This is a genomic window from Polynucleobacter aenigmaticus, assembly GCF_002206635.1.
Lineage (GTDB): Bacteria > Pseudomonadota > Gammaproteobacteria > Burkholderiales > Burkholderiaceae > Polynucleobacter > Polynucleobacter aenigmaticus.
Window position 1 is genome coordinate 47,333 of sequence record NZ_NGUO01000009.1, and the last position, 14,655, is coordinate 61,987.

The 14,655-nt window shown below is 47.2% G+C and carries 12 protein-coding genes and 1 other RNA gene; 11 read left to right on the forward strand and 2 right to left on the reverse strand.

The annotated features are described in order from the left end of the window. Nucleotides 1-34: 34 nt before the first annotated feature. The 8 genes from CBI30_RS05765 to CBI30_RS05790 all read left to right on the forward strand — a co-directional run bounded on the left by CBI30_RS05765 (nt 35) and on the right by CBI30_RS05790 (nt 10,726). Nucleotides 35-3,106, forward strand: a complete 3,072-nt coding sequence (locus tag CBI30_RS05765; RefSeq protein WP_240553512.1) for a PD-(D/E)XK nuclease family protein — start codon at nt 35-37, stop codon at nt 3,104-3,106. Beyond that, nucleotides 3,103-6,387: a UvrD-helicase domain-containing protein gene (locus CBI30_RS05770; RefSeq protein WP_206075579.1), complete on the forward strand. Its 3,285-nt coding sequence runs from the start codon at nt 3,103-3,105 to the stop codon at nt 6,385-6,387. The genes CBI30_RS05765 and CBI30_RS05770 overlap by 4 nt, the downstream gene beginning before the upstream one ends. Further along, nucleotides 6,350-6,649 (forward strand): hypothetical protein, encoded by a 300-nt coding sequence (locus tag CBI30_RS11220; protein ID WP_206075580.1) that lies wholly within the window; start codon nt 6,350-6,352, stop codon nt 6,647-6,649. Before CBI30_RS05770 ends, CBI30_RS11220 begins: the two co-directional genes overlap by 38 nt. A gap of 111 nt (nt 6,650-6,760) precedes the next feature. Beyond that, on the forward strand, nt 6,761-7,582 hold the full coding sequence (locus CBI30_RS05775; RefSeq protein ID WP_088527368.1) for a tetratricopeptide repeat protein: 822 nt from the start codon (nt 6,761-6,763) through the stop codon (nt 7,580-7,582). Between the two features lie 270 nt (nt 7,583-7,852). Further along, nucleotides 7,853-8,341: a LexA family protein gene (locus CBI30_RS05780; RefSeq protein ID WP_206075581.1), complete on the forward strand. Its 489-nt coding sequence runs from the start codon at nt 7,853-7,855 to the stop codon at nt 8,339-8,341. Next, nucleotides 8,338-9,666: a Y-family DNA polymerase gene (locus tag CBI30_RS05785; protein ID WP_206075582.1), complete on the forward strand. Its 1,329-nt coding sequence runs from the start codon at nt 8,338-8,340 to the stop codon at nt 9,664-9,666. The genes CBI30_RS05780 and CBI30_RS05785 overlap by 4 nt, the downstream gene beginning before the upstream one ends. A 227-nt stretch (nt 9,667-9,893) precedes the next feature. Then, nucleotides 9,894-10,025, forward strand: a complete 132-nt coding sequence (locus tag CBI30_RS11365; RefSeq protein ID WP_276207144.1) for a hypothetical protein — start codon at nt 9,894-9,896, stop codon at nt 10,023-10,025. A gap of 134 nt (nt 10,026-10,159) precedes the next feature. Next, a complete protein-coding gene (locus CBI30_RS05790) occupies nt 10,160-10,726 on the forward strand; it encodes a TIGR00645 family protein (protein ID WP_240553513.1) in 567 nt (188 codons plus the stop codon). Nucleotides 10,727-10,732: 6 nt separating this feature from the next. Here the strand turns inward: CBI30_RS05790 and CBI30_RS05795 are convergent, their stop codons facing one another. Together CBI30_RS05795 and ffs are read right to left on the reverse strand one after the other, a co-directional pair. Then, nucleotides 10,733-11,398, reverse strand: coding sequence for a putative quorum-sensing-regulated virulence factor (locus CBI30_RS05795; RefSeq protein ID WP_088527370.1), 666 nt, complete (start codon nt 11,396-11,398; stop codon nt 10,733-10,735). A gap of 331 nt (nt 11,399-11,729) precedes the next feature. After that, nucleotides 11,730-11,827, reverse strand: an RNA gene (gene ffs, locus CBI30_RS05800) — signal recognition particle sRNA small type. 32 nt (nt 11,828-11,859) lie between these two features. On the opposite strand from ffs, the gene dnaX reads away from it, so the two are divergent. From dnaX to recR, 3 genes are all read left to right on the forward strand, one after another. Next, entirely contained in the window at nt 11,860-13,557 is a 1,698-nt protein-coding gene (gene dnaX / locus CBI30_RS05805; RefSeq protein ID WP_088527371.1) for a DNA polymerase III subunit gamma/tau, read from the forward strand. Between the two features lie 68 nt (nt 13,558-13,625). After that, nucleotides 13,626-13,949 carry a YbaB/EbfC family nucleoid-associated protein gene (locus CBI30_RS05810; protein WP_088527372.1) on the forward strand — a complete coding sequence of 108 codons (324 nt, stop codon included), beginning with the start codon at nt 13,626-13,628 and terminating at the stop codon, nt 13,947-13,949. Between the two features lie 13 nt (nt 13,950-13,962). Next, nucleotides 13,963-14,586, forward strand: coding sequence for a recombination mediator RecR (recR, locus tag CBI30_RS05815; protein WP_088527373.1), 624 nt, complete (start codon nt 13,963-13,965; stop codon nt 14,584-14,586). Nucleotides 14,587-14,655: the final 69 nt, after the last annotated feature.

Sequence of the window (14,655 nt, forward strand, 5' to 3'; positions counted from 1 at the left end):
TCCTTATTTGGTCTTATTTAGTTTTATATAGTTAATGCGTTACAACGCTTATATTAGCAATAAGCCACACTTTCTGCCCAAAATTCCGAAGAAGTCCCAAAACGCAACCTTCATGACCCGTCCATTTCCGACCATTTCTAATCAAGAGCAGCCATACGCATGGGCTATCGTGCCCAATGCTGGTGCCTTGGAGGAACTTGCCGAGGGTATTTGGAATTGTGCAGTGCAAACCCATCAACGCCCCTTAGTGGTGCTTAGTACTGCAGGCCCCTTAATGGGGGTCAGAGCCGCTCTAGAAAAGCATCGACCCAAAAACCTACCCACCCAGATTGCTTTCCTGCCTCAAGTGATGAGCTTTAACGACTGGCTCGAAGCAGCGCCAGGTGGATGGAAGTTTCCCAAAAAACAAACTGACTTAGAGCGTTGGTTATCTGTTTACGTCAACTTACGAAAACATAAAACTTTACAAAGCTGGTTTAAGGCGGAGAGTGAGGCGGGGGCCTGGGGGCTGGCGCAAGCAGTTATTGATGCTTGCGATGCATTATCGGAGGCAGTTGTTCCCCATATGCAAGGCGAGATTAATGATTTAGTTCAAAGTCGTTCGCTAGATGCAGATGCATGGGTAAAAAAAGTAGAAGTGCTGCTTGATCAAGCAATAGCGAAAGCCTATGTAGGTCTATCTCGCAAAGTAGTTGATCAAGAGTCTATTGTCTTGCTTGCTTTTTGGCGCTACCTCAGCAGCCCTGGTGATCCTGTTATGAGAAAGCATTTCGCATTAGCGGCGCATCTCGAAGCAGCCAGTATGAATAAAGATCTGGCCAGGCCTTTGATCTGGGTTCAAACAGCAGACCCTAAGCCAATTGATCAAGAGACCATCTCCAAATACCTTGAGGACTATGCGCAATTTGCTCCGGTAGTGAATGTGGGTATTGATTGGCAATCAGTCGCACTTTGGTCTGAGGCTCTAATTGGCGCAGATGGAGTGGGGCAACTCACACAGGCAAATGAAGGGCAGAACGTACAGATTAATCGCAATATTCAGGCGAGCTCACACGAAGGGTGGCACTTGCTTGCCGCAAGACGTTTCGAGGAGTTAGCGTGGGCAGCCGCAAAATCTATCGAAACCCATTTAATTGCTGGCAAGACCAACATTGCCTTGGTCGCACAAGATCGTTTGGCCGCTAGAAGGGCGCGCGCCCTGTTGTCACGCTTTGGTCCTAAGCTGCGGATCCGTGATGAAACTGGCTGGAAGCTTTCAACTACGCGTGCTGCCGCAGCGCTCAATAGCTGGTTGGAGCTGATACGCTCACCCAAGGAGGGGCCGAGCGCTAGTGCCCTATTAGAGTTTTTGCAAAACCCGTATTTTGATATTGCCCATGCCCTACAAAAGACGCCTGAAGTCTGCATGAGTCTGATTGCGCAATTAGAAGACATCTTGATTGCAAGTCAGGCAAAGTCTGGTTGGGAAACGTTTAGGATCGCAATTGAGCGTGCTAATGCTTACGCATCATCGGGCGGCAGCGTGCCTCATGAAGCACTCTTGCAACTCATGGGCTTGTTACAAAAACGCCATTTGCGGTGGCTAGAGCTAAAACTCGATTGCGCAAATGCCTATGCACTCTTGCAAGCCAATTTGCAAGAGATGGGAATGGCCCGGCAGCTTGAAAAAGATTCTGCTGGCAAGCAATTGTTGGAAGTTCTCAGGGCCTTTGATCTCGGTGCTAGCGTCTACCAGCAGGTCACGATGCGTTTGCCAGAATGGCTCAGCTTACTCAAAACAGTGATTGAAGAGGCTTCTTATCAAGAGGCTGGTGAAGAGGCGCAAGCAACTTTAAGTATCTTGCCATTAAGTTCGACACGTCTGCGGGAGTTTGACGCCGTAGTATTGGTAGGCTGTGATGAGCAGCAGTTGCCTGCGTTTTCTGAACCGCCATTATTTTTCTCGGACGCGCTCAATCAATTATTAAAAGCGTCCACCATCACGGCGCAATATATTCAGCAAGCGAGAGATTTATCTCAACTGCTAGTTTCTTGTCCTCAGGTGGATTTACTTTGGCAAAGTAAAAGCAAAAGTGGCGAGCCACTTAGGCCATCTGCGTGGATTAGTCGACTTCGCACGCAATTGCCCGATTGGCCCATCTTGGAAGCTAAGCCTGATATTCATGCGGATCAGTCAGATCCATTGCAAGAGGCAGTCAGCACCGTTAATCCAGATATTGCTTTGCCAATCAGCATGTCGCCGAGCGCCTATAAGGCTCTAAGAGACTGCCCTTATCGCTACTATGTCCGCAGTGTTTTGGGTTTACGTAAGGCAAAAGAATTTGAAGAGGGTTTTGATGCTTCATTGGCAGGTCAAGTTTTACATTCCCTGCTTAAAAACTTCTTCCAAGCTTTAAAAACGGAAGAGCAAAAGTCTCATTCCAATATTCAGCAAGATGCGGATGTGCGTCGCCTGTGGATGCTGGAGCGCTTAACAGCACATTCAGAAAAAGAGTTTGAGCGCTTGATCAAGGGTGATGCCAGGATTATGGGCACCTTACGTGATTGGCAAAAGCAAATTCCTAGCTTTATCGATTGGCAATTAAAGCGTGAAGCAGAAGGTTGGGAATACCACGATGCAGAATTGCCGGTTGGCTTTATGGTCACGCTGACCGATCCAGATGGCGTGCAAAGAGTGATTCAGATTGCAGGTCGCGCCGACCGCTTTGATGTGAGCTCACAAGATTCCACTGCGGCAGCGGTAGTTGACTACAAGAACCAGGGAATCACCAAAATTAAGAAGCGGGGAGAGCATCTTTTGGATGATCCGCAATTGCTGATCTATGCCCGCGCTGTAAATGAGAATGCCATAGCAGCACATCTTCCTGGCCGTACTATCGAGCAGGCCGAGTGGGTGTCATTAAAGGCGAATATTAAGAAAGCGGATGACAAGATTGTCAGAGTGCACCCGGTTGAGAATATGCCGGAGATGATGGAGCAATTTGCAGATCAGCTGAGCCATGATCTTGAAGTGTTGTGGGCGCGCAAGCCTATGAAAGCCTTTGCACCCGATAGCGTTTGCCAATATTGCGAAGCCAGAGGCATTTGCAGAAAGGGGATGTGGTGAGCGATAAGTTTGATTACCCCGTAGCCTGTAACCCGAATAACTCGGTGATTGTTTCTGCCTGTGCTGGCAGTGGCAAGACTTGGCTCTTGGTTGCTCGCATGGTGCGCTTGTTGCTTGCTGGTGCCAAGCCCCAAGAGATTTTGGCGCTCACCTTTACCCGCAAAGCTGCGCAAGAGATGCGCGATCGCCTATATGGCTTACTTGAACAGTTTCCCCAAATGGATGACGATCAACTCATTCATGAGCTCACCTTAAGGGGCTTAGATGATGCGCAGGCTAAGCAACTGCTACCGCAAGCCAGAGCGCTGTATCTCAAGGTGTTAATGAGTCCTCAAGCGATTGTGATTGATACCTTTCACGGTTGGTTTGGAAGGCTTCTTGGGGCGGCACCGATTTCAGCAGAAGTCCAACCTGGATTTAATCTTCGCGAAGATGCCAAGCGTTTGCAAGAAGAGTGCATGCAAGATTGGTGGGGAGATTTACCTGCTGATCTCAAAAAACACTATGACGTCTTACTCAAAGAGTTTGGCGCCTTTGAGACAGACAAGTTCTTGATGGGTAATTACAGCCTCTTCAAACAAAGAGGTGCGTGGACATTCTTTTTGGCCTCCTGCAAAGCCAAGGGCATTAGTCCGGTCGATGCCTTAGCGCAATGCTTACCCAATCTATCTTTACCGAACCCGCTAGAAGAATTTTGGCGACGCCCCGGTACAAAAGCAGATTTACAGGTGATGCTGGACTGCTTTAGTAATGGTACTGCCACCCAAAAGAAAAGGGTGCCACTGATTCAGATGGTGATCGCCCTTCACGCTGCAGGGCAATCTATTGAGGAGATCGCGGATGCGTGGCAGAGCTGCTTCCTCACTAAAACAACATCCACTCCATTAGACGATATAGCCAAAATCTCTGCACCTATGCAAAAGCACCTCGCTGCGATTGGCGGCGATCCGATACAGATCACCTCTATTCGCAACGCTTGGGTAGATGCCTATCAAGCGTGGTTTATTTGGCAAAACGACCAAGATGCCTACGCTATTAACGCTGCCTGGTTTGCTATGAGCGAAGCAATGCTAGGGCATATGCAAAAAAGCAAAGAGTCGATGCGTGTGCGTGACTTTGATGATTTAGAAATTGGTGTGAGCCAGCTCATGGCCGATCCTGCAAATGCTGCTTACCTGCAAGCAAGATTAGATGCCAAGTACAGCCACATTCTGATTGATGAGTTTCAAGATACCAATCCACTGCAATGGCAGATTTTGCGTTCTTGGTTAGATGGTTATGGACAAGATGGATCTCGACCAAGCGTCTTCATTGTGGGAGATCCGAAGCAGTCGATTTATCGCTTCCGCCGAGCTGACCCCAGATTATTTGACAGCGCCAGAGCGTTTTTAACTTCTACATTGCAAGCTAAAGACCTCCAGAAGAACACCACCCGCAGAAATGCCACCGCTATTAATGAGGCTGTAAACAGCATCTTTTTGATGGATGTCGTTCCACCAACTTACGTGTTTGCTAAACAAGATACCGATTGGAAAGCGCCATTAGAGGGTATTGCTGAGCACGAGTTTGCTATTCAGGGCGAAGCCAAGTTATTGCCGCTGATTGAGCGTATTGAGCAAGTACAGCTTGATCGCACTGGTAGCGCTTTAGATAACCCCATAGAGGATGCAGGGCTTACTGTAGGAGTACAGCAACGCTATTGGGAAGGCCAGCAAGTAAGTCGCTTGATTCATCATGTTCTGGCTACACGTCAAGTGATTGATAGGAAAGATGGTAAAGAGTATTGGCGCCCAGCAAGAGGCAGCGACTTTATATTACTCGTCAAACGCCGTGCTTACTTATCCCAATTTGAAAGAGCGCTGCGCGAAGCAGGGCTAGCTTATGACAGTTCTCGCCTCGGTGGCCTGCTCAATACTTTGGAGATTGACGACTTAATTGCCTTGCTGACCGTCTTGGTATCCCCAAGGCATGATTTGCCATTGGCACAAGTGTTGCGTAGCCCGATCTTTAGTTTTACTGAGCAGCAAATGCAGGTGCTCAGCAGTCATGTTGGTGAGAGCTATAGTCAACACGAAAGCCACGCACAAGCCCAAGCTTCCTGGTGGGATGCATTGCAAAGTAGCTCTGATATAAAAATTCAGAAGGCAGCGCGCTATTTAGAGCGTTGGAGAGGTCTAGGCGAAGTATTGCCAGTGCATGACTTACTGGATCTGATTTATCAAGAAAGTAATTTGCGAGTGAGTTACGCAGTGGCCTCGCAAAATCTAGCGCGTGCCCAGGTGCTGGCCAATTTAGATGCTTTTTTGGAACTTGCTTTAAATCAAGATGGTGGTCGTTATCCTAGTTTGAGTCGCTTTATTGAAGAGATTAATGCGATGCGTCAGGGCGATGATGATGAGACCCCTGATGAAGGGGATGTTGAAGCAGAAGCCGAAGAAGATATTGGTGAAGTAGATATAGATGGTGAAATGTCTGAAGAGGATCAGCATAAGCGTGTACGCTTGATGACCATTCATGGTGCCAAGGGATTAGAGGCACCATTTGTGATCATGCTCGATGCCAACCATACAGAGTGGAAAGCACCTCATCGTGGCGTATTGCTCGATTGGTCGCCAGAGGAGACTAGCCCAGGCCACCTTTCTCTTTATACCGCCAAGTCCTTGACGGAAAAGCGCGAAGCAATCTATCAAAAAGAAAATGAAGTTAGCCAAAACGAGAATTGGAATGTCCTCTACGTTGCTATGACTCGTGCGCAACAAGGCTTATGGATTAGCGGCGTTCAATCCCATATCAGGGATGGTATTCATCAGAAGTCTTGGTATGGCAGAGCACTCGCAGCCGGCATGGAAACCTTGGATCCCACCCAGTTGAGCGAGGTACCGGTTCAAGAAACGCAGAAGATGGTCTCTAGTAATAGCAATCACAACAGCGAGCCATTTCAAATGGATCATTTCCAGCTGTCATGGGATGCAGCCAAACAATCCCATCAAGAAACCATTGCTAATATTGAGAGTGGCGCACTAGCAGTCGCCACAAAAGCAAAAGAAAAAGCCCAGGCAGCAGAGCAACCCGATCCAGAGATTCTGGAAGAGGGCACGCATTTTCATAAATTATTGGAGTTCCTAACAGCGCACTCAGGCAATACAGTAAATACGCCAATGCCAAGCGAGCAAGAGCTCATGAATTGGCTAGGCATTGATCAAGCGCATGACCAAAAAACTAATGGAACGAGTGCAGTTAGTCATGGATACACCCAAACTAAAGCCTTACCTCACAGATAATCAGTGGGTACAAGCTTGGAATGAAATTGACATCGCCGACGAGCAAGGTAGAAGCTACTGTATGGATCGCTTAGTGGAGTTTGAGGATCATCTCGCTATCTTGGATTACAAGCTTACGCTCCCAGAAGTGGGTAGTGAAGCTCACGATAAATATCGCGCGCAACTGAATAACTACAAGCAAGAGCTCGGCAGGATTCGCCCAGATAAACCGGCTAAGGCATATTTAATATCTGCCAAGGGTGAGATCGCTGAAGTCATCTAAGCTCCAGACCCCTTGAAATCCACCCTAAAGACCCTATATAGGTAGGGAATAGCAAAAATCCCCAAACTAGGGATAATGAAATTTGCACGAAACATCCTACAAGGAGTCTTGATGAATATTCGTAAAGTAATTAATTTATTAGTTGGCGTATTCGCAACAGCGGTATTGCTCACTAGCAATGCAGCATTTGCCGAGGCAACTTTGCCAGAGGTATATCAAGCGGTGCAATCTGGGCAGATGGCTAAAGCCGATGTCATGATGAAAGAAGTGCTCCAAAATCATCCTAACAGTGCAAAGGCGCACTATGTAGCGGCTGAGCTTTACCTCAAAGAAGGTAAGTTAGAGGTAGCACGTAATCATTTCATCAAAGCGCAAAACTTAGCTCCTGGTTTGCCTTTTGCGCAGCCTGAGTCTGTACAAAAACTGCAAGTGCAACTCGCGAGTGGCGCAGGCAGTTCTGTTGCTGGTTCATCCTCATCATCTATCTTTAGCAATCCACTCTTCTGGGGTTTGATTGCCATCTTGGTAGTGGGCGTCATCATTGTGATGAGACGTCGCAAGGCTGAGGCGGTGCAGGTCTATAACGCTCCAGGCGCTGGTTACCCTGGTACTCCAGGCGGCCCCGCTGGCTACCCCGGCGGTCCTGGTTATCCTGGAGCCCCAGCTGGCGGTATGGGTGGTGGCTTAATGGGCAGCTTAGCTACTGGCGCAGCTTTAGGTGCCGGCATGTATGCTGGTCAAGCATTGGCAAGCAGCCTGATGGGTGGTCACGATAACGGCCCTTCCAATGCCAACCCTAACCTTAATCAAGTGGGCGGCCCGGCATCTTTAGATCCAAACTTTGGCGTGCGGGATGCCAGCTCTTGGGATGATGGTGGATCAAGTTCTTGGGATGACAGCGGCGGTGGCGGCGATTTCATGAGCGATGTTTAAAGACCATGCATCGTTTGGCTGAGATCATCGAGGTGGGACATGCTTGGTTTTACCGAGCGAGCATCTACACCTCGAATGCATTCTTAGATGATCCAGCCATCTTGGCATTCGCTTTTTGCTAACAAGAACCCAGTCAACCCCCTTATATCAACCACCTTCGGGTGGTTTTTTCTTGCCTAATATTTAAGCAAATATCTCAAAAGCAACAAAAATTGAGTCATTTTTAAGGTTTTTACACATACTGTATGGATATACAGTATATTAATCACTATGACAACTCAGATGACCTCCCAGATAGCAACCCTAAGCCAGGCCCCACAAGCCTTAGCAGCAAATGGCGCCTATGAGTTTAAGCTTCTGAGTCATCGTATTTCAGCGGGATTTCCGAGTCCGGCGGCCGATTATGCCGAGGAAGGCCTTGATTTAAACCACTATTTAATCCAAAACAAGCCAGCCACTTTTATGTTCACCGTAAAAGGGGATTCAATGATGGGTGCGGGTATTTGTGACGGTGACAAGGTGGTAGTTGATAAAGCCCTCAAGCCAAAAAATAAAGACATCGTAGTTGCTGTAGTGGATGACGAGTACACCATCAAGCGCCTCTATCAATTGCGCGGCAAAACAGAACTTCAGCCAGAGAACCCCAATTACGAACCCATTACCTTTAATGAGAGTAGCCAACTCCAAATTTGGGGTGTAGTGGTTGGGGTAGTGCGTAGATACAGCCATGCTAGTAGCAGAAATGGTAAATCTATATGAGCATCAAGATGCCAGAAAACGCTATAAATCAAGCGTGCCAAACCAACCAGCTTTTCGCACTCGTTGATGTGAACAACTTCTACGTATCTTGTGAGCGGGTATTTGCGCCCAAGTTGGAAGATGTGCCGATGGTAGTTCTATCCAATAACGATGGCTGCGCAGTAGCACGTAGTGCTGAAGTTAAAGCGCTGGGCGTGAAGATGGGTACACCTTGGTTTCAGATGAAGGATCTGGCTCAGCAACATGGTATCCAAGCTTATTCCTCAAACTACACCTTGTATGGTGATATGAGCGGCAGGGTAGTGGAAGTCTTAAGAAAGTTCACACCCAATTTAGAGGTCTACAGTATTGATGAGAGCTTTTTGGCAATCGAGACGGTACTCAAGCAATACGCCAATCCCACTAGCCTAGGCCAAATCATCAAGCAAGATGTGAAAGACTCAACAGGCTTGCCTGTATGCGTTGGTATCGGTGCTAGCAAGACTCTCGCTAAGCTTGCCAATCACTTGGCTAAAAAGCACCCCCAGTTTACTGGTGTCTGTGACATCAGTTCTATGGCTAAAGAGGCCCTCTATCAATGGATGGCGGAGACAGCAGTAGGTGAGGTATGGGGTATTGGCGGGAAGACTGCCAAAAAACTTAAAGAGCTCAAGATCAATAGCGTCTTTGATCTGGTGCAAACTTCACCACAATCAATGCGCCAACAATTTGGTGTCGTGATTGAGCGTATTTGTTATGAGTTGCGTGGCGTATCCTGTTTGCAACTAGAAGAAGTGGCCCCAGCTAAACAACAGATTATTTCCTCAAGAAGTTTTGGTAAACCAGTTAGCTCCATGGATGAGTTGGCTGAATCTGTGGCTACCCATGCTGCAAGAGGTGCCGAGAAGCTCAGAAGTCAAAAGTCAGTCACGGGCGCGCTCACCATCTTTGTGCAAACTAATCCACACAAACCGTTTGAGCCGCAACACCATCAAAGCATCACAGTGGTTCTGAGTGATCCTAGCGATAACACCTTAACGCTCACTAGCGCTGCATTAAAAGGTTTGAGACAAATCTACAAAGCTGGCTTTAAGTACAAGAAGGCCGGAGTCATTCTTAATCTCTTGGCTGATAAGCCCACTATGCAGCAATCACTATTTGATGATATGGAAGTCAAAGGCAAATCCGCTGGCCTCATGAAAGCATTGGACTCGATCAATAGTCGTTTTGGTAACGCTGCCATTAAAACTGCAGCAGCGGGTACTAAACAAGACTGGCAAATGAGGTCAGGCAATAAGTCACCGAACTACACCACGCAGTGGGATGAATTACCCGTAGCGCGCTAAGAAATAGACGAGAAATAGGTGAAGAAAAAACAACAAACAACAATAAAAAATGAAGCAATTCTTACTAGCTCATTTCATGAGCCAGTAAGACTCTATTCTGAACACATAGAGGAAAAACAGAAGTAAAGACAGAGGTAAAGACAGAGGTAAATAACAGTAACAAATAACAGTGACAAGCAATAGCAATACAAAATTAATTAAACGTAGATAACACCAGGAGAAATCAAATGGAACTATTAAATAACTTTAACGGCATTTCACTCGCAGTGATCATGGTTTTGTCGTACTGCGCAGTATTGAAAAATACTAAGCGTCATGAGGGCGACACAAAACAAGTATTTACTCGTAAGTATCAGTAAGAGCAATACAAGAAATATGCAGCAGGCCTAGAAGGGGAATAAGGAAATCACGGACTCCTTATTCCCTAGTGAAGGTAGGGCATAGATATAAATACCCTTACATTGGGTACGTGCATTAATGTTATAAAAATGCCATGAATAGGGCTAAAATCATTTTCATGAATGATGACAAGTTGGCCAATGTAGATAAAAAGTTACGCCCATTGCCGCGCTGGATATTTATGTCCCGCTGGTTACAAGCGCCCTTATATATTGGCTTGATTGTTGCTCAGGGAGTTTATGTTTGGCAGTTTTGGTTGGAGTTGGTGCATCTCATTAGCATGATGGCCGATAAGTCCATGACTGAAACAGCATTGATGCTGATTGTCTTAGGCTTGATTGATGTGGTCATGATTTCCAACTTGCTGGTGATGGTGATTGTTGGCGGTTGGGAGACTTTTGTTTCTCGCTTGGAGCTAGAGAACCACCCAGATCAACCCGAGTGGTTATCGCATGTCAACGCAGGCGTGCTGAAGGTGAAATTAGCAACGGCCATTATCGGTATCTCATCGATTCATTTGCTCAAGACCTTTATCAATGCCGCCTCTTATGATGAAAAAACCTTGATGTGGCAAACCTTGATACACATTACTTTTGTGCTGTCAGCTGTTGCAATTGCCTATACCGAGAAATTAGTCGCTTCATCACAAAAACACCATTGATGCGTATTAACGAGTGGTAAGTTCAAGAGCTTTGCGCAAGTAAGGGGATACATTGTCCTGGCGCAACATCCACTGCTTATAGTCTGATGGAACTTGGCTAATCAGTTCGCCTTTATGTTTACCAAAAGGCATGGTCGTCGGAATGCGAGCCTTCTCAGACATTTCCCATAAAGCATCTAGAGAAGAGGGCTTAAGCTTATCCAAAATCTGACCCAAAATCTTAGAGCAAATCCAGACATCTGCTAACGCGCTATGCGCATCACGCAGTTGCTCTCTAGCGGTAGACCGCTCAAAGTTATAAAGTAAGGCGCTTTGAGTATGACTATCTAAATCAGGCCAAAGGCTACGAGATAGCGCAAGAGTGCAAATCCGCTTGACCTCAGGGCTACCAATGGCCTCCCAGTCAAAATCAACACTATGACCGATGATGTACTTAGTGCCAGCAGGCAATCTAAATGAGCTGCTGGCGGGGCAATTAACCAGCTCTTCATCCAGGATGTGATGGGTGGCTAAAGCACCCAAGCTAATCGGTTTACCAGGGTTGTAACGCTGTACCCAAGGATTGCCAACGGCAAGCGGGTTGATAGAGGTGACATCTAAAGAAGCAGCTTCAATAATGACGGCATCGTTTTTATCGGTTGCTTCAACATCGAAAATAATGGCTTGTGGCATGGGGATTTCTCTGGGTAGTGGGCTTGGTTAGATAGATATTGTGCCTTGAAGTGTTTCTCAAATTTACATATCAAAATATGACCAATTTTTCCCACTCTTAAATGATCCCCAATGCATATTATTTACCGTTCCAAACCTCTGCGCTGAGTCTTTCTGACTGCTGGGAGATTTGTAATATACGCAGCCATTAAATGCAGACATATGCAACAACGCTTATTGAGATTGGCGATGGATTCCCAGGTAGCCCTGGTTTTACCGATTATTTGGATGATTTAGGGAATTTTCAGGGTCCAAAAGATCCTGTAATTGGGCTGAATCTAGCTTAGGGGAGGTGGATGAGCCTGACCCCCGGCACTGACAGTGTTGGGTTTGGCTGCTTCGTTCCCGACCTGACCAGGTTATCCAAACCGCCATGCGGGGAGGCCCATCCAATTCCATTTTAGCTTGTTAGAATGTAATACATGACAGCATTGGCTTTAGCCCGTTCGTGGCGCCCTAAAACTTTCTCCCAATTGGTAGGACAAGACCATGTGGTTAAGGCTCTAACCCATGCCTTAGACCAAGGTCGACTACACCACGCTTGGCTCTTTACGGGTACTCGCGGGGTCGGAAAGACCACAATTGCCCGAATTATGGCCAAAGCCCTCAATTGCACTGGGGAAGACGGTCAAGGTCGCATGACCTCAGAACCTTGCGGAAAATGCCCAGCTTGCCTAGAAATCGATGCGGGTCGCTTTGTTGACTATATTGAGATGGATGCTGCCAGTAATCGCGGGGTAGACGATATTGCTGCTCTATTAGAGAAGGCAGCCTACGCACCCAGTAATGCGCGTTACAAGGTATACATGATTGACGAGGTGCACATGCTCACCAATCATGCCTTTAATGCCATGCTCAAAACGCTCGAAGAGCCACCTGAACATGTGAAGTTCATACTAGCAACTACCGATCCTCAAAAGATCCCCGTCACTATTTTGTCCCGTTGCTTGCAGTTCAACCTTAAGCAAATGCCAGTACCGCTCATTGTTGAGCACCTAGAAAAAGTACTCGCCGCAGAAAAAGTCGATTACGAAACTAATGCGTTGCGTGTCTTGGCAAAAGCCGCTCAAGGCTCTATGCGTGATGCTTTGTCACTCACAGATCAAGCGATCGCGTACGCAGCTGGTAAGGTATCTGAAGAAGCGGTACGTGGCATGCTTGGCACATTAGATGATGCCTACCTCATCAGAATTTTAGATTCACTTATAGCGAAAGATGGTGCAACATTATTGGCTATTGCTAATGAGATGGGTGAGCGCAGTATGTCTTTCTCATTAGCACTTGCTGATCTATCTAGCCTCATTCAGAAAATTGCTGCCGCACAAATTGTTCCTGAGTCAGTGCTAGAAGATTGGCCTGAAGCTGCAGAAATTCGTCGCTTAGCTAGTGCGATAACAAAAGAAGAGGCACAGCTTTTCTACCAAATCAGCATCACCAGCCGTCCTGATTTATCGCTTGCCCCTGATGAGCAAACCGGCTTTGCCATGACGCTCTTGCGGATGCTGGCCTTTCGCCCCAGAAATGAATCCCTAGGCAGAGCAGGTAACTCTGCACCACCAGTAGCATCGGCACCAAGATCTTCTGTACCAGTAAATCAAACTGCTACTCCAGTCAGACCCGCGCCTGCATCATCCGCTCCGGCGCCAGCACCTGCAACAGCTAAGCCCGCTGCGTCCGCACCTTCGGCTCCTCCAGTTTCAGCTTCGGCAGCTTCTATACCAGCAGCCTCAAGCGTAGACCGTCCAGATTGGCATGCCTTGATGCGTCAGATCCCTGTCAAAGGCATGGTTCAACAATTAGCATTTCAGACGGAGCTACAAGAGTGGAAAGATACCCCCGCAGGCGTACGCGTAACGGTCATGACACCAATGCCACAGCTAGCTTCAGAAGCATCTGTTGGCCGACTTGCTGACGCATTAACGGCGCACTTTGGCAAACCTGTAAAAGTATTGATTGAGAAGGGTGAAATTGAAGGTAAGACGGTAGCTAAAGTCGATGCCCAGATTCATCAAGAAAAAAGACAAAACGCTGAACAAATGATTGCTCAAGATCCATTTATTCGGCAATTAGAAAAAGAGTTTGGAGCCAAGGTCGTTGGTGGCTCAGTAAAGCCGCTCTAAGTAAAAGTTGATCTTCAATAAAACGTATTCAGAGATACACATAAGACAAGAAAAAGGGAAATAAAGCGATGATGAAAGGTGGCCTTGCTGGTTTGATGAAACAAGCCCAGCAGATGCAAGAGAAGATGAAGGTGGCGCAAGAGCAATTGGCTGCGCTAGAAGTCACTGGTCAAGCTGCAGGTGGATTAGTTAAAGTGACCATCTCTGGTAAACATGAAATGAAGCGCATTCAGATTGAACCAGCTGCAATGGATGATCGTGAGATGTTAGAAGATTTGCTGGTGACTGCCTATGCAGAAGCATTTAAACAGGTAGAGGCCGCTAATTCTCAGGTGATGTCTGGTGCAACGGCTGGTATGCCAATGCCTCCTGGCTTTAAGCTGCCGTTTTGATTGCTAATTTCTAATGGCACGTCATGAAGCTCCGCAAGATGCTCTTGGTCGTTTGATCGAGGCATTGCGCGTACTGCCAGGAGTAGGTCCCAAGTCTGCGCAACGCATGGCTTTTTATCTTCTTCAGCATGATCGCAATGGGGCGGCAGTTCTTGCCAAATCATTAGGTGAAGCAGTAGAGACTGTAGGTCACTGCGCCCGTTGCAATACTTTCTCAGAAACCCAAATCTGCATTACTTGCAGTGATGATCGTCGTGACCCCTCCTTGCTATGCATTGTGGAAACGCCCGCTGACCAAGTGATGGTGGAGCAGACAATGAGTTTCAAAGGCAACTACTTTGTCTTGATGGGTCGCATCTCACCACTCGATGGCATGGGCCCCAATGAAATCCATTTTGATCGATTACTCAACCGTATTGAAGCACCCGATACTGAAGTTCCAGTGAGGGAGGTAGTGCTCGCAACTAATTTCACAAGTGAAGGTGAGGCCACAGCCCATTACATTGGTGAAATGCTCAAATCCAAAGGCATCAAAGTCACCAGAATTGCCAGAGGTATTCCGGTGGGTGGCGAGCTAGAGTATGTAGATGCAGGCACCTTGGCCAGAGCGCTAATGGACCGCCGTACCGTTGGCTAGGCGCCACCAGATCTCTCAATAGTCACTAAATCGACATAAATTCTAGGTAAATTGCTCCATTTTGGGGAT